Origin of the sequence: Luteimonas rhizosphaerae (assembly GCF_002849595.1) — a bacterium.
GTDB classification, from domain to species: domain Bacteria; phylum Pseudomonadota; class Gammaproteobacteria; order Xanthomonadales; family Xanthomonadaceae; genus Luteimonas; species Luteimonas cellulosilyticus.
This window is the reverse complement of record NZ_NRQR01000018.1, coordinates 98,328-113,404: the sequence shown is the minus strand read 5'-3', so window position 1 is coordinate 113,404 and position 15,077 is coordinate 98,328. Positions and strand designations below refer to the sequence as shown.

Below are 15,077 nucleotides of genomic sequence, written 5' to 3'. Positions count from 1 at the left end.
GCGATGTTCGCCTACTACCTGCAGCTCGCGCTGCGCAGTTTCCGCAACAGCAAGGTGCTGACCGCGTTGATGGTGCTGGCGATCGCGCTGGGCATCGGCGCCAGCATGACCACGCTGACAGTGTTCCACGTCCTCTCGGGCGACCCCATTCCCGACAAGAGCGACCGGCTGTTCTACGTGCAGCTCGACGCCTCCAGCATGCGCGGCTACGCCGCTGGCGAAGAGCCCGACCTGCAGATGACGCGACTCGATGCGGAGACCCTGCTGGAAGAAGCGCGCGGCGTCCGCCAGGCGGTGATGACCGGTGGGTTCGTCGCGGTGCAGCCCGGCGGTGAGCGCGTGCCGTTCTTCACGGATGCGCGCTACACCTCGGCGGATTTCTTCCCGATGTTCGATCCACCGATGGCGTTCGGGCGCGCGTGGTCGGCGTCCGACGACGTCGATCGCGCACGCGTGGTCGTGCTGTCGGACGAGACCAACCGCAGCGTGTTCGGCGGCGAGGACAGCACCGGCCGCACGCTGCGCATCAACAACGCCGATTTCCGGGTGATCGGCGTGCTCGCGTCCTGGGCGCCGGCCCCGCGCTTCTGGGATCTCAGCCTCGATGCCTTCGGCAGTCTGGAATCGGTCTTCGTGCCGTTCTCGACCGCGATCGAGCTCAAGCTGGCGCGCATGGGCAGCATGACCTGCTGGGGGGATTCCGGTCTCGACTCCACGACGCGCAACGCGCCTTGCACGTGGCTGCAGTACTGGGTGGAACTCGACGCCCCGGCCAGCGCCCTCGCCTATCGCGATTATCTGGAAGCGTACTCGGACAAGCAGCGTGCGGCCGGGCGCTTCGAACGGCCGACCAACGTGCGGCTGCGCGACGTGCGTGCGTGGCTCGACCAGAACCAGGTCGTGCCCAACGACGTGCGCCTGCAGGTCTGGCTGGCGCTCGGCTTCCTGCTGGTCTGCCTGATCAACACCGTCGGGCTGTTGCTGGCCAAGAGCCTGCGCCGCGCGTCCGAGATCGGGGTGCGCCGGGCGCTGGGGGCGTCGCGACGTGCGATCTTCGCGCAGTTCCTCGTCGAAGCCGGTGCGATCGGCGTCGCCGGCGGTGTCGTCGGCCTCGGGCTCGCCCTGCTCGGCCTGTGGGCGGTCCGCCAGAGCCCGAGCGCCTACGCCGGGCTCGCGCAACTGGACGTGTCGATGCTGTCGCTCACCTTCGCGCTGTCGATCGTCGCCAGCCTGCTGGCGGGCCTACTGCCCGCATGGCGCGCCATGCAGGTGACACCGGCGATCCAGCTCAAGTCGCAATGACGTCCAGCGCCCCTCTTCCGTACGGGAGAGGGGTCCGGGAGAGGGCGATGCGTCGCCGTCGCCCGCATCCGCCCCTTCGGGCACCTCCTCCCGCCGCCGGGAGAAGAGAACAGCACCGTGTTGCCAAGGACCACGACCATGGACATCCGCCCCATCCTCTCCACGCTGCGTCGCCACAAGACCGCCGCCGCGCTGATCGTCCTCGAGATCGCGCTGGCCTGCGCGATCATCTGCAATGCGATCTATCTGATCGACCGGCGCATCGACCGCATGGCGCGTCCCAGCGGAACGGTCGAAGCCGAGCTCGTGCGGATCCAGATGCCGAGCATCGACGACGACGGCGACGTCAATCGCCGGGCTGCGGTCGAGCGCGATCTCGCGGCGCTGCGTGCGATTCCCGGCGTCACCCACGTCGCCGCCGCGTCGCAGATCCCGTTCGGCAACAGCAGTTCCACCAGCGGCGTGCGGCTGTCGCCCGACCAGACCCACGACACCCTGCTGTCGTCCCCCTACGTCGGCAGCGAGGACCTGCTCGACACACTGGGTCTGCAGCTGGTTGAGGGACGCCGGTTCAACGCCGACGAGTACCAGGACATGGACGTGCTCGCGCGTGCGGGCGAGGCCGGCAAGCTGCCGTCGATGATCGTCAACCGCGCGATGGCCGAACGCCTGTTCCCGGGCGAGAGTGCGATCGGCAAACGGGTCTACAGCTGGGGCACCGCTCCGATCACGATCGTCGGCGTCGTCGACACGCTGGCGCGCCCGAACGATCACGGCGGCGACGGCGATGCCACGATGCTGTTGCCGGTCCGCGAGAACGCCAGCAGCGTCAACTACCTGCTGCGGTCCGCCCCCGCGGACCGGCAGCGGGTGCTCGACGCCGGCGTCGCGGCGCTGAAGCAGCTCGATCCGAACCGGGTGCCGGTCAACAGCGATCTGCTCTCGGACCTGCGAGACCGCTATTACCGGCAGGACCGTGCGATGGCGCTGCTGATGGTCGTCGTCTGCGTCTCGCTCCTGGTCGTCACCGCCCTGGGCATCGTCGGCCTGGCCAGCTTCTGGGTGCAGCAGCGCACCAAGCAGATCGGCATCCGCCGCGCGCTGGGCGCGACACGCGCGCAGATCCTGCGCTACTTCCAGATCGAGAACTTCCTGCTCGCGACCATGGGCATCGCGCTCGGCATGCTGCTGGCCTTCGGCCTCAACCAGCTGCTGATGGCGCGCTACGAACTCGATCGCCTGCCGCTGCTGTACCTGCCGATCGGCGCGGTCTCGCTGTGGCTGCTCGGCCAGTTCGCCGTGTACTGGCCGGCGCGGCGTGCCGCCCGGGTGCCACCGGCCGTGGCGACGCGCAGTGTCTGAGGCGACCCACCCGGCCGGTGCCCGGACGCGGCTTGCGTCCGCCGCGCGCGGTGACCACCATGCAGGCGCCACCGCCGTGCATGCTTCGACCGTTCCCGCCTGATGCCCACGATCCTCGTCATCGACGACAATCCCGCGGTCGCGACCGCGCTCGAACTGCTGTTCTCCCTGCACGACATCGACACCCTGCGTGCGGAAACGCCGGCCGACGGCCTCGCGCGGTTGCAGGGCGGCGGCGTCGACCTGGTGATCCAGGACATGAACTTCCACGCCGACACCACGTCGGGCGACGAGGGCGCGGCGCTGTTCCAGGCGATCCGCGCGCTCGACGCCGACATGCCGGTGATCCTGCTGACCGCGTGGACGCGCCTGGAAACCGCGGTCGACCTGATCCGCGCCGGCGCTGCCGACTATCTGGCCAAGCCCTGGGAAGACGCCAAGCTGATGGCGACCGTGCACACGCTGCTCGAGCTCGTCGATGCGCGCCGGCAGCTCGATGCGCGCGCGCGAGACGACCGCCGACGCCGCGCGTCGCTGACCGAAGGCCACGACCTGCGCGGCCTGGTCTGGGACGATCCGGCCAGCGAGACGACGCTGTCGCTGGCGCTGCAGGTCGCGCGCTCCGACCTGCCGGTGCTGGTGACCGGACCGAACGGCGCGGGCAAGGAGAAGTACGCCGAGATCCTGCACGCGAATTCCGCGGTGCGTGCGGGCCCGTTCGTCGCGCTGAACTGCGGGGCGCTGCCGGGGGAGCTGATCGAAGCGGAACTCTTCGGCGCCGAGGCCGGCGCCTACACCGGCGCGACCCGCGCGCGCGAGGGCAAGTTCGAGGCCGCCGATGGCGGCACCCTGTTCCTCGACGAGATCGGCACGCTGCCGCCGTCGGGCCAGGTCAAGCTGCTGCGCGTGCTCGAGACCGGACGGTTCGAGCGCCTCGGCGGCAATCGCGAACGGCACGTGCGCGTGCGCGTGGTCAGCGCGACCAACGCGGACCTGACGGCGATGATCGCCGAAGGCCGCTTCCGCGAGGATCTCTACTACCGCCTCAACGGCATCGAGCTGCGGTTGCCGCCGCTGGCGCAGCGGCCGCGCGACATCCTGCCGCTGGCGCGCCATTTCATCGGCGACGGCAAGCGCCTGTCGGAGGATGCCGGGCGCGCCCTGCTGCGGCACCCGTGGCCGGGCAATGTCCGCGAGCTGCGCAATGTCATGCAGCGCGCCCAGCTGCTGGCGCGCGGTGAACGCATCGCCGCGGCCGACCTGAGCCTGCCGACGGCCTCGCCACCCGCCTCGCTCGCCAGCGCGGCCGAAGAACCCGACCGCGCCACGATCGAAGCCGCGCTCGCGCGCCACGCGGGCGTGCTGGCGCAGGCCGCCGCCGATCTCGGCCTGTCGCGCCAGGCGCTGTACCGCCGGCTCGACCGGCTGGGCATCCGGCGCGACTGAGATGCGCTGGCACCAGCGCCTGCCGCTGACCGCGGTGCTGTTCGCGATCGCGCTCGCGCACGTCGTGGGCGCCGCGGCGCTCGCGACCTGGCTGCTGCGCTGGTGGCCGGCGTGGGCGGCCGTGCTGGCCGCGAGCGCCGCTGCCGTACCGTCGCTGCTGTGGCTGCTGGCCCGCGCGCTGGCACCGGCGCAGTCGCTGTTCCGCGCGCTGGCCGGGCTGGTCGCCAGTTACCGCGACGGCGACTACAGCGTCGGGCTCGCGTGGCAGGGGCGCGGCGCGCTGCGCGATCTCGTCGACAGCCACAACGCGCTCGGCGACACCCTGCGCGAGCAGCGCCTGTCGCTGGTGCAGCGCGAGCTGCTGCTCGACACGATGGTGCAGAACACGCCGGTCGCGATGCTGCTGGTCGATCCCAACGGCCATGTCGTCCACGCGAACCTCGCGGCGCGCAAGAGCTTCGGTACCGGGCACCGGCTCGAAGGCCTGGGCTTCGACGCGCTGGTGGACGCGGCCGATCCCGCGCTCGCGGAAGCGTTCGCGCGCGGCGGCGACGGCATGTTCACCGTCGGCGACGGCGAGGACGAAGAGATCTACCACCTGTCGCGGCGCACGTTCCGGCTCAACGGCCGTCTGCACCAGCTGGTGCTGCTGCGGCTGATGACCACCGAACTGCGCCGCCAGGAAGTGCAGACCTGGAAGAAGGTCATCCGGGTCATCAGCCACGAGCTCAACAATTCGCTGGCGCCGATCGCGTCGCTCGCGCATTCGGGCGGTGAGCTGCTGCGGCGCGGCCAGCTCGAACGCCTGCCGGGCGCACTGACGACGATCGAGGAACGCGCGCGCCACCTCGAAGGTTTCATCCGCGGTTACGCGCATTTCGCCAAGCTGCCGACGCCGCGGCGCACACCGGTCGCATGGCGCACGTTCCTCGACCAGCTGCACGCGCAGCTGGCCTTCGCGCTGGACGCGGGCGTCGATGCGCAGGCCAGCGCCAGCTTCGATGCCGCGCAGCTCGAACAGGCGCTGTTGAACCTGCTGCGCAATGCGCACGAATCGGGCTCGCCGGCTGGCGAGGTCGCGCTGTCGCTGCGCCGCATCGGCAAGGGCTGGCGCATCGACGTGCTCGACCGAGGCCCCGGCATGCACGAGGCGGTGCTGTCGAACGCCTTGCTGCCGTTCTATTCGACCAAGCGCAACGGCACCGGCCTGGGGCTCGCGCTCGCCCGCGAGATCGCCGAGGCGCACGGCGGCCGGATCGCCCTGCTCAACCGCGAAGGCGGCGGCCTGTGCGTCTCGCTGACGCTGCCGGACTGAGCACCGGTGCGCAGGCGTGGCGCCGTGGCGCGGCCCGCGGCGCACGCCTGGTGCGCGGCGTGACGTCCTGAGACGTCGCGCGCACTACGACCCGCGGCCTTCGACTGCACACCGTCCGCGCGGCCGGCGTTACTTCTTCGCCGGCCGCACCCAGCCCTCGACGAGGGTCTGCCGGCCGCGCGCGACGGCGAGCTTGCCGTCGGGGACATCGTTGACGATCACCGAGCCCGCCGCGGTCGTCGCATCGTGGCCGATGCGTACCGGCGCGACCAGCGACGCGTTCGAGCCGATGAAGGCGCGGTCACCGATCACCGTCGTCGACTTGTTGGCGCCGTCGTAGTTGCAGGTGATCGTGCCGGCGCCGATGTTGCTGCCGGCGCCGATCTCGGCATCGCCCAGATAGGTCAGGTGGTTGGCCTTGCTGCCGACGCCGAGCGTCGCGTTCTTGGTCTCGACGAAGTTGCCGATGTGCACGCCGTCGGCGAGCACGGTGCCCGGACGCAGGCGTGCGAAGGGTCCGATCGTCACCGCGCCTTCGGTCACGGCGCCTTCGAGATCGCAATGCGCGCGGACTTCGGTGCCGGCGGTCAGGCGCACGTCGCGCAGCCGGCAGAACGGCCCGATGCGGACGCCGTCGCCGAGTTCGACACGGCCTTCGAACACCACGTCGACGTCGATCTCGACATCGCTGCCGACCGTCACCGTGCCGCGGATGTCGACGCGCGCGGGATCGGCGAAGCGCGCGCCGTCGACGCACAGCCCACGCACGGCGCGCAGCTGCCAGGCGCGTTCCAGCTGCGCGAGCTGCCAGGGATCGTTGGCCCCTTCGGCTTCGAGCGGATCGCCGACCATGACGATCTCGGCCGCGCTGTATTCGTCGGCGGCCATCGCGAAGATGTCGGTCAGGTAGTACTCGCCCTGGGCGTTGTCAGACGACAGGCGCTCCAGCCAGCCCTTCAGCGCGGTGGCTTCGGCGACCAGGATGCCGGTGTTGACGATCGCGATGCGGCGCTGCTCGTCGCTGGCGTCCTTGTGCTCGACGATCGCGCCGACGTGCCCTTCGGAATCGCGCACGATGCGGCCGTAGCCGGTCGGATCCTCGAGCGCGGCGGCGAGCACCGCGAGGCGGCCGTCGATCGCGACGAGCCGGCGCAGGGTCTCGGGACGCATCAGCGGCACGTCGCCGTAGAGCACCAGCACCTGGGCGCCATCGGGAATGTCGGGCATGGCCTGGCGCACCGCGTGGCCGGTGCCGAGCTGCTCGGCCTGCTCGGCCCACTGCAGATCCGGCTGGTCGGCGAACGCGGCCTGCACCTGCTCGCCACCGTGACCGTAGACGACGTGCAGACCGGCGGGATCGAGCTGGCGTGCCGCTTCGATCGCGTGCCACAGCATCGGCCGCCCGGCGATCTTCTGCAGCACCTTCGGCACCGCGGATTTCATGCGCTTGCCTTCGCCTGCGGCGAGGATCACGACGTGAAGCGGAGTGGACATGGCGGATTCCAGCGGCAGACGGATGGGAAATTCTAACGGCGCAGGCTTTACGATGCCGGCTGGATTTCGCTCTCCCTGCGTTCGATGCGTCCGATGCCCGCCCGTCCCGATGTTCCGCCGCGCCGCGCGGTGCCCGCATGAGCCTCGCGAAACAGGGGCGCGGCTACCTGGTCATCGGCGCGCTGCAGTGGCTCATCGACTGGGGCGTCATGGTCGCGCTCACCCACGCGGGCCTGCCGGTCGCGCCGGCCAACATCGCCGGGCGCATCACCGGCGCGCTGCTGGGGTACTGGCTCAACGGCAAGTGGACCTTCGCTGGCGACGACACCGCCGTCGGCGCGCCGCAACTCCAGCGTTTCCTGGTGATGTGGGTGAGCACGACGGTGGTCAGCACCTGGTCGCTGACCCACATCGACGATTTCTTCGGGCTGAAGTGGGTCTGGCTGGCGAAACCCGCGCTGGAGATCGCACTCGGCCTGCTCGGTTTCGTGCTGTCGCGCTACTGGATCTACCGCAAGTAGCGTGTCCACCGCGCAGCATCGATCCCGGCCGTCATCCAACAAAAAGCCCCGCGGATAGCGGGGCTCTTCGGCGACGCGATGCGCAGTGCGCGATCCGTCAGTGCTTGAGCGTCTTGCGCAGGCGCTCCAGCGCCTGCAGCTGCACGACGGCCTCGGCGAGCTTCTGCTGGGCTTCGGCGACGTCCATCGTCTCGCCACGGCCGGCCAGCACGCGCTCGGCTTCTTCCTTGGCGGCCTTGACCGAGGCTTCGTCGATGTCGTCGGCGCGGATCGCGGTGTCGGCGAGGATCGTCACGACCTGCGGCTGCACCTCGAGGATGCCGCCGCCGATCGCGAAGTCCAGCACCTCGCCGTTGGGCTGGGTCACGACGACCTTGCCGGGCTTGAGCCGCGTGATCAGCGGCGCATGGCGCGGCGCAATGCCGAGTTCACCGAGCTCGCCGGTGGCGACGACCATGGTCGCCTCGCCGTGGAAGATCTCGGCCTCGGCACTGACGATGTCGCAACGGATGGTGGTGCTCATAACGCGCTTCTCTTCGGGTGCTCCCGCGCCCGCGGACGGGAGCAGGCAGGAATCACGGTGGCGATCTCGCCGGCGTCATCCACGCCCCCGCCCGGTGCCGGACGAGGGCGACGGGATCAGGCCTTCTCGGCGAGCTTCTTGGCCTTTTCGACCGCTTCGTCGATGCCGCCGACCATGTAGAACGCCTGCTCGGGCAAGTGGTCGTATTCGCCGTCGACGATGCCCTTGAAGCCGCGGATTGTGTCCTTCAGCGAGACGTACTTGCCCGGCGAGCCGGTGAACACCTCGGCGACGTGGAACGGCTGCGAGAAGAAGCGCTCGATCTTGCGCGCGCGCGACACGGCCTGCTTGTCCTCTTCCGACAGCTCGTCCATGCCCAGGATCGCGATGATGTCCTTGAGCTCCTTGTACTTCTGCAGCGTCGACTGCACGCGACGCGCGGTGTCGTAGTGCTCGTTGCCGATGACGTTCGGATCCATCATGCGCGACGTGGAGTCGAGCGGATCGACCGCCGGGTAGATACCCAGCGAGGCGATGCTGCGCGACAGCGCGACCGTCGAGTCGAGATGGGCGAAGGTCGTGGCGGGCGACGGATCGGTGTAATCGTCGGCGGGCACGTAGACGGCCTGGATCGAGGTGATCGAGCCGGTCTTGGTCGAGGTGATGCGCTCCTGCAGCACGCCCATTTCCTCGGCGAGCGTGGGCTGGTAACCCACCGCCGACGGCATGCGGCCGAGCAGCGCCGAGACTTCGGTACCGGCCAGCGTGTAGCGGTAGATGTTGTCGACGAACAGCAGCACGTCCTTGCCCTTGCCGGACGCGTCCTTCTCGTCGCGGAAGTACTCCGCCATCGTCAGGCCGGTCAACGCGACGCGCAGGCGGTTGCCCGGCGGCTCGTTCATCTGGCCGTAGACCATCGCCACCTTGTCGAGGACATTGGAATCTTTCATCTCGTGGTAGAAGTCGTTGCCCTCGCGGGTCCGCTCGCCCACGCCGGCGAACACCGACAGGCCGCTGTGCGCCTTGGCGATGTTGTTGATCAGTTCCATCATGTTGACGGTCTTGCCGACGCCGGCGCCGCCGAACAGGCCGACCTTGCCGCCCTTGGCGAAGGGGCACATCAGGTCGATGACCTTGATGCCCGTCTCCAGCAGCTCGGTCGCCGACGACTGGTCTTCGTAGCTCGGCGCGGCGCGATGGATTTCCCAGTGATCGGTGGCCTGCACGTCGCCGGCTTCGTCGATCGGGCGACCCAGCACGTCCATGATGCGGCCCAGCGTACCCGCGCCGACCGGCACCGAGATGCCGAGGCCGGTGTTGGTCGCGACCAGGTTGCGCTTCAGGCCGTCGGTCGAACCGAGCGCGATGGTGCGCACGATGCCGTCGCCGAGCTGCTGCTGCACTTCGAGCGTGATTTCGGTGTTGTCGACCTTCAATGCGTCGTACACCTTCGGCACGGACGCGCGCGGGAACTCGACGTCGACGACTGCGCCGATGATCTGAACGATCTTGCCCTGACTCATTGTGGTTTCCTCAGACTCTTAAGATTGTCTTGCGACCGGGGCCGCCGATGATGTTCCGGATCATGCCGCGCGTAGGGCGCGGCCGTTCGAGTCGCCTCAGACCGCTGCCGCGCCGCCGACGATCTCAGAGATTTCCTGCGTGATCGCCGCCTGGCGGGCCTTGTTGTAGACCAGGTTCAGCGTGTCGATCAGCTTGGTGGCGTTGTCGCTCGCGGCCTTCATCGCGACCATGCGCGCGGCATGCTCGGAGGCCACGTTCTCCATCACCGCCTGGTAGACCAGCGATTCGATGTAGCGCGTCAGCACGTGCGCGAGCACCGATTCGGCGTCCGGCTCGTAGATGTAGTCCCAGTCGTGCTTGACCACCTGCGTGTCGGACGCGGGCAGCGGCAGCAGCTGGTCGAAGCTGCCCTTCTGGGTCATCGTATTGACGAAGTGGTTGTAGGCCAGGAACACGCGATCGAGGCGGCCGTCGGTGTAGCCGTCGAGCATCACCTTGATGATGCCGACCAGCTGTTCGACTTCCGGCGTGTCGCCGATGTGGGTCACGCTGGCCAGCATGTCGACCTTGAGGCGGCGGAAGAATACCGTCGCCTTCTGGCCGATCGTCACCACGTCGACCTCGACGCCCTTTTCCTGCCACTGGCGGATTTCGCCGAGCAGCTTGCGGAACAGGTTGTTGTTGAGGCCGCCGGCCAGGCCGCGGTCCGACGAGGCGATGATGTAACCGACGCGCTTGACCTCCCGCTCCACCAGATACGGATGCTGGAACTCGGAGTTCGCCTGCGCCAGGTGGCCGATCAGCTGCTTCATCGCGCGCGCGTAGGGGCGCGACGCCTTCATCCGGTCCTGCGCCTTGCGGATCTTCGACGCCGATACCATCTCGAGCGCGCGCGTCACCTTGCGGGTGTTCTGCACGCTCTTGATCTTGGTCTTGATTTCTCTGCCGCCGGCCATCTCTTATCCCTGCGTGCGGCGGGTGGACACCCGCCTCTGGCTGAATCGTCTCGTGCGCAGGCGGGCCGGAGCCCGCCTGCCGGCCCTTACCAGCTGCCGGTCTTCTTGAACTCGGCGATGCCCTGCTTGAACGCGCCTTCGATCTCGTCGTTCCAGCCGCCGGTCTGGTTGATCTTGTCGACCAGCTCGCCCGCGGTGTTGTCGAAGTGCGCGTGCAGGCCTTCCTCGAACGCGAGGACCTTGCCGACCGGCACGTCGTCGAGGAAGCCCTCGTTGACGGCGTAGATCGACAGCGCCTGGTGCGCGATCGACATCGGCGCGTACTGCTTCTGCTTCATCAGCTCGGTGACGCGCTGGCCGCGCTCGAGCTGCTTGCGGGTCGCTTCGTCGAGATCGGACGCGAACTTGCGGATGCCGCCCGACAGCTTCTTGATGATCTTGGTCTGGGCCGAGCCACCGACGCGCGACACCGAGATACCGGCGTTCACGGCCGGACGGATGCCCGCGTTGAAGAGGTCGGTTTCCAGGAAGATCTGGCCGTCGGTGATCGAGATCACGTTGGTCGGCACGAACGCCGAGACGTCGCCGGCCTGTGTTTCGATGATCGGCAGCGCGGTCAGCGAGCCGGTCTTGCCGGTCACGGCGCCGTTGGTGAACTTCTCGACGTAGTCCTCGGACACGCGCGCGGCGCGCTCGAGCAGGCGGGAATGCAGGTAGAACACGTCGCCCGGATAGGCTTCGCGGCCCGGCGGACGCTTGAGCAGCAGCGAGATCTGGCGGTAGGCGACGGCCTGCTTGGACAGATCGTCGTAGACGATCAGCGCGTCTTCGCCGCGGTCCATGAAGTACTCGCCCATCGTGCAGCCCGAGTAGGCGCTGATGTACTGCATCGCGGCCGACTCGGACGCCGTGGCGGCGACGACGACGGTGTGCGCCATCGCGCCGTTCTCTTCTAGCTTGCGCACGATGTTGGCGACGGTCGAGGCCTTCTGGCCGATCGCGACGTAGACGCACTTGATGCCGGTGGTCTTCTGGTTGATCACGGCGTCGATCGCGAGCGCGGTCTTGCCGGTCTGGCGGTCGCCGATGACCAGCTCGCGCTGGCCGCGTCCGATCGGGATCATCGCGTCGACCGACTTGTAGCCGGTCTGCACCGGCTGGTCGACCGACTTGCGCCAGATCACGCCGGGCGCGACGCGCTCGACCGGTGCGGTGAGCTTGGCGTCGATCGGGCCCTTGCCGTCGATCGGCTCGCCGAGCGCGTTGACGACGCGGCCCAGCAGTTCCGGGCCGACCGGCACTTCGAGGATGCGGCCGGTGGTCTTGGCCACGTCGCCTTCGCGCAGGTGCTCGTAGTCGCCCAGGACCACGGCGCCGACCGAGTCGCGCTCGAGGTTCAGCGCCAGCGCGAACGTGTTCTCGGGCAGCTCGATCATTTCACCCTGCATCACGTCGGCGATGCCGTGGATGCGCACGATGCCGTCGGCGACCGAGGTCACGGTGCCTTCGTTGCGCGCCTCGGCGGTCAGCTTGACCTTGTCGATGCGGTTCTTGATCAGCTCGCTGATCTCGGAGGGATTGAGTTGCGTGGTAGCCATCGGGAGTTCCCTTGGGCCGGCGTTGCCGCCGACGTTGCAATTGAAAATCGTGTCAGTGCGCCAGCGCGGTCTGCAGGCGGGCGAGCTTGCCCTTCAGCGAGCCGTCGATCACCACGTCGCCGGCCGCGATCACCGCGCCGCCGATCAGCGACGCATCGACCGCGGTCTCCAGCTGGACCTCGCGGCCGAACCGGCGCTTGAGCGCGTCGCGGATGTGGGCCACTTCGGCATCGGGCAGTTCGGTCGCCGACGTCACCGTCGCCAGCACCACGTGCTCGGCTTCGGCGCGCAGCTCTTCATAGAGTCCGGCGATTTCGGGCAGCAGCGGCAAGCGGCCGTTGCCGGCCAGTAGGCCGAGAAACTCCGCGAACTTGCCGTCGGCATCCTCGGGCGCCAGCAGGCTCACCGCGTCCTCGTCGCCGAGGGCCGGATGGCCCAGCAGCGCCGCCGCCTGCGGATCGGCCGCGACGCGCGCGGAGAACGCGAGCGCGTCCGACCACGGCGCGAACCGGCCGTCGTCGCGGGCGATCGCGAACGCGGCGCGGGCATACGGGCGTGCGAGGGTGATCGACATGGATCAGATCTCCGCGGCGAGTTCGTCGAGCAGCGCCTTGTGGGCGTTGGCGTCGATCTCACGCTTGAGCAGCCGCTCGGCGCCGCTGACCGCCAGAGCGGACACGTGGCGACGCAGATCCTCGCGCGCGCGGGTGGCCGACGCTTCGATCTCGGCGTCGAACAGCGCCTTCTGGCGCAGACCTTCGGTCACCGCCTCGGCCTTGGCGGCCTCGACGAGCTGGTTCGCGCGGGCATGGGCCTGCTCGATGATCTCGTTGGCCTTCGCACGTGCGGCCTTGAGTTCCTCGTTGGCGGTTTCCTGCGCCTGCGCCAGCGCACGCTGGCTGTTGTCGGCCGCGGCCAGACCTTCGGCGATCTTCTGCTGGCGCTCCTCGATCGCGGCCAGCAACGGCGGCCAGATCTTGGTGGCGATGATCCAGATCAGACCGGCGAACGCCAGAGCCTGGGCAATTAGGGTCAGACCGATATTCATGGGCTTGTGACTGCCTGTCGTGAAGGGTTGGGCGCGCGCACGCGCCCCCTGTCATCCACCGGCACGGTCATGCGCGAAGGCATGGCCGCGCCGGAACGCCGGGCGGCTGGATCAGCCAGCGAGCTGCGTAGCCAGCGGGCCGATGAACGGCGACGCGAACGCGAACAGCAGGCCGACGGCGACCGAGATGATGAACGCGGCGTCGATCAGACCGGCGGTGATGAACATGCGGACCTGCAGCACCGGGATCAGCTCCGGCTGGCGCGCGGCCGACTCGAGGAACTTGCCGGCCATGATGGCCAGACCCAGACCTGCGCCCAGCGCGGCCAGGCCGATCATGATGCCGATGGCCAGAACGGTCGAAGCCTGGATCTGGGCGAACGAGGTCAGTGCGATTTCCATTGTTTTCTCCGGAGCGGATTGCTTTGGTAAGGGTGAGACGGAAGGGGTGGAACGAAACCGGGGCGCGCGACGCGGTCGATCAGTGGTCGTCCTCGGCGAGGCTGAGGTAGACGATCGACAGCATCATGAAAATGAAGGCCTGCAGCGGAATGACCAGCAGGTGGAACAGCATCCAGCCCAGACCCAGCACGCCGCCGCCGAGCACGCCCAGCAGGCCTGCGCCGCCGAGGACCCAGATCAGCAGGAACACGATCTCGCCACCGAACATGTTGCCGAACAGTCGCATCGCCAGCGAAATCGGCTTGCTCAGCCATTCGACGATGTTGAGGATCAGGTTGAACGGCACCATCCACTTGCCGAACGGCGCGGTCAGGAATTCCTTGGTCAGGCCACCGAGACCCTTGGCGCGCAGCGCGAAGAACACGGTCAGGAAGAACACGCTGATCGACAGGCCCAGCGTCGCGTTGACGTCGGCGGTCGGCACCGGCTTCCAGTAGCCCACGCCGAGCAGCTCGAGCGGCTTGGCGATGAAGTCCGCCGGAATCATCTTCAGCAGATTCATCAGCAGGATCCAGAAGAACAGGGTGATCGCGATCGGCGTCACCAGCTTGCTGGACCCGTGATAGGTATCGCGCGCCTGCTTGTCGACGAACTCCAGGAGGATCTCGACGAAGGCCTGCCACTTGCCCGGCACGCCGGCGGTGGCGTTGCGCGTCGCCATCCAGAACATCACGACCATCAGGCCGCCCATCAGCAGCGCGGTGATCAGCGTATCGACATGCAGCGTCCAGAAACCGCCGTCGCCGACGGAGGCCGTCAGGTTCTGGAGGTGGTGCTGGATGTAGCTGGTAGGGGTGAGTTCCGCTTCGCCCGCCATAAGATCAAACCCTGCTGGTTAACGTATCAATGCCTGGCCACTGGCCGGGCCATCGCAAGCAACTGCGCGAACAACGCGACGATGACCCCGGCGAGCATCGGAACCGGCGGCAAGCGCCCCACCCCGACCCCCAGCAACAACACGGCCACCACCACGACCCACTTCACCACCACCCCCGCCAGCAGCCGCGCAAGCGCGCCGGCCGATGGATTGACCCCGCCACCGAGCGCGATCACGCTCGACAACCAGCCGCCGACCGCGATCGCCGCGCCACCCAGTGCTGCGGCCAGCGCCCAGGTCCCGCCTTTGGCGAGGAAGGCCAGCGCCGTCACCGCGACTGCGACCGCCTGCCAGACGATTGCGCGCTGTGCCAGCTGCCGACCCGCTGCGACGGAAGTCAACACATGAAGTCCTGGACGTTGAGCGAACCGGAGCGTCGTAACGCGCCCCGTCGAGCCGCAGAATTATAGCAGTCGCGTCATTTGACCCACAACCGGCGAACGTCGTGGGTCGCAGGCCGCGCCGGACCGCGCCGCGCCGGGATGCGTTGAGGGGCGGAGGCGAGTGGCCGGCTCGGCCCATTCATAATTTTCTCCGGAATTCGCCGGAACTTCGCCAGCGATCCCCGGTCGATAGATGACGTGTCCGATCTGCCCGCACTTCCTCGTCGGTCCCGCCTGCAGATCGCCACCGAAGCCCTGGCCCGCCG

At 68.5% G+C, this 15,077-nt stretch carries 15 protein-coding genes; 5 read left to right on the top strand and 10 right to left on the bottom strand.

Annotated features, from left to right (window positions below; genetic code table 11):
- Positions 1–3 precede the first annotated feature (3 nt).
- The 4 genes from CJ022_RS09045 (at position 4) to CJ022_RS09030 (ending at position 5,425) form a co-directional block, all read left to right on the top strand.
- A complete protein-coding gene (locus CJ022_RS09045) occupies positions 4–1,302 on the top strand; it encodes an ABC transporter permease (RefSeq protein WP_101926325.1) in 1,299 nt (432 codons plus the stop codon).
- A 138-nt stretch (positions 1,303–1,440) separates the two neighbouring features.
- Positions 1,441–2,664, top strand: a complete 1,224-nt coding sequence (locus CJ022_RS09040; protein WP_101926324.1) for an ABC transporter permease — start codon at positions 1,441–1,443, stop codon at positions 2,662–2,664.
- A 102-nt stretch (positions 2,665–2,766) separates the two neighbouring features.
- Entirely contained in the window at positions 2,767–4,110 is a 1,344-nt protein-coding gene (locus CJ022_RS09035; protein WP_101926323.1) for a sigma-54-dependent transcriptional regulator, read from the top strand.
- Between the two features lies 1 nt (position 4,111).
- Positions 4,112–5,425 carry a sensor histidine kinase gene (locus CJ022_RS09030; protein WP_101926322.1) on the top strand — a complete coding sequence of 438 codons (1,314 nt, stop codon included), beginning with the start codon at positions 4,112–4,114 and terminating at the stop codon, positions 5,423–5,425.
- A gap of 129 nt (positions 5,426–5,554) precedes the next feature.
- On the opposite strand, the gene glmU is transcribed toward CJ022_RS09030, so the two are convergent.
- Positions 5,555–6,919, bottom strand: coding sequence for a bifunctional UDP-N-acetylglucosamine diphosphorylase/glucosamine-1-phosphate N-acetyltransferase GlmU (glmU, locus tag CJ022_RS09025; RefSeq protein ID WP_101926321.1), 1,365 nt, complete (start codon positions 6,917–6,919; stop codon positions 5,555–5,557).
- A 137-nt stretch (positions 6,920–7,056) separates the two neighbouring features.
- Between glmU and CJ022_RS09020 the strand changes: the two genes are divergently transcribed.
- Complete coding sequence (locus CJ022_RS09020; RefSeq protein WP_101926320.1) at positions 7,057–7,440, top strand: GtrA family protein; 384 nt, start codon at positions 7,057–7,059, stop codon at positions 7,438–7,440.
- Positions 7,441–7,537: 97 nt separating this feature from the next.
- On the opposite strand, the gene CJ022_RS09015 is transcribed toward CJ022_RS09020, so the two are convergent.
- The 9 genes from CJ022_RS09015 to CJ022_RS08975 all read right to left on the bottom strand — a co-directional run bounded on the left by CJ022_RS09015 (position 7,538) and on the right by CJ022_RS08975 (position 14,772).
- Positions 7,538–7,963: a F0F1 ATP synthase subunit epsilon gene (locus CJ022_RS09015; protein WP_101926319.1), complete on the bottom strand. Its 426-nt coding sequence runs from the start codon at positions 7,961–7,963 to the stop codon at positions 7,538–7,540.
- A gap of 116 nt (positions 7,964–8,079) precedes the next feature.
- On the bottom strand, positions 8,080–9,486 hold the full coding sequence (atpD, locus tag CJ022_RS09010) for a F0F1 ATP synthase subunit beta (RefSeq protein ID WP_101926318.1): 1,407 nt from the start codon (positions 9,484–9,486) through the stop codon (positions 8,080–8,082).
- A 96-nt stretch (positions 9,487–9,582) separates the two neighbouring features.
- Positions 9,583–10,443, bottom strand: a complete 861-nt coding sequence (gene atpG, locus CJ022_RS09005) for a F0F1 ATP synthase subunit gamma (protein WP_101926317.1) — start codon at positions 10,441–10,443, stop codon at positions 9,583–9,585.
- A gap of 86 nt (positions 10,444–10,529) precedes the next feature.
- Positions 10,530–12,041 (bottom strand): F0F1 ATP synthase subunit alpha, encoded by a 1,512-nt coding sequence (atpA, locus tag CJ022_RS09000; protein WP_101926316.1) that lies wholly within the window; start codon positions 12,039–12,041, stop codon positions 10,530–10,532.
- A 52-nt stretch (positions 12,042–12,093) separates the two neighbouring features.
- Positions 12,094–12,615, bottom strand: a complete 522-nt coding sequence (locus CJ022_RS08995; RefSeq protein WP_101926315.1) for a F0F1 ATP synthase subunit delta — start codon at positions 12,613–12,615, stop codon at positions 12,094–12,096.
- 3 nt (positions 12,616–12,618) lie between these two features.
- On the bottom strand, positions 12,619–13,089 hold the full coding sequence (locus tag CJ022_RS08990; protein WP_101926314.1) for a F0F1 ATP synthase subunit B: 471 nt from the start codon (positions 13,087–13,089) through the stop codon (positions 12,619–12,621).
- A gap of 111 nt (positions 13,090–13,200) precedes the next feature.
- Positions 13,201–13,491 carry a F0F1 ATP synthase subunit C gene (gene atpE / locus CJ022_RS08985; protein WP_101926313.1) on the bottom strand — a complete coding sequence of 97 codons (291 nt, stop codon included), beginning with the start codon at positions 13,489–13,491 and terminating at the stop codon, positions 13,201–13,203.
- Between the two features lie 79 nt (positions 13,492–13,570).
- Positions 13,571–14,368, bottom strand: a complete 798-nt coding sequence (atpB, locus tag CJ022_RS08980) for a F0F1 ATP synthase subunit A (protein ID WP_101926312.1) — start codon at positions 14,366–14,368, stop codon at positions 13,571–13,573.
- Between the two features lie 26 nt (positions 14,369–14,394).
- Positions 14,395–14,772 carry an ATP synthase subunit I gene (locus CJ022_RS08975; protein WP_101926311.1) on the bottom strand — a complete coding sequence of 126 codons (378 nt, stop codon included), beginning with the start codon at positions 14,770–14,772 and terminating at the stop codon, positions 14,395–14,397.
- Between the last annotated feature and the right edge of the window lie 305 nt (positions 14,773–15,077).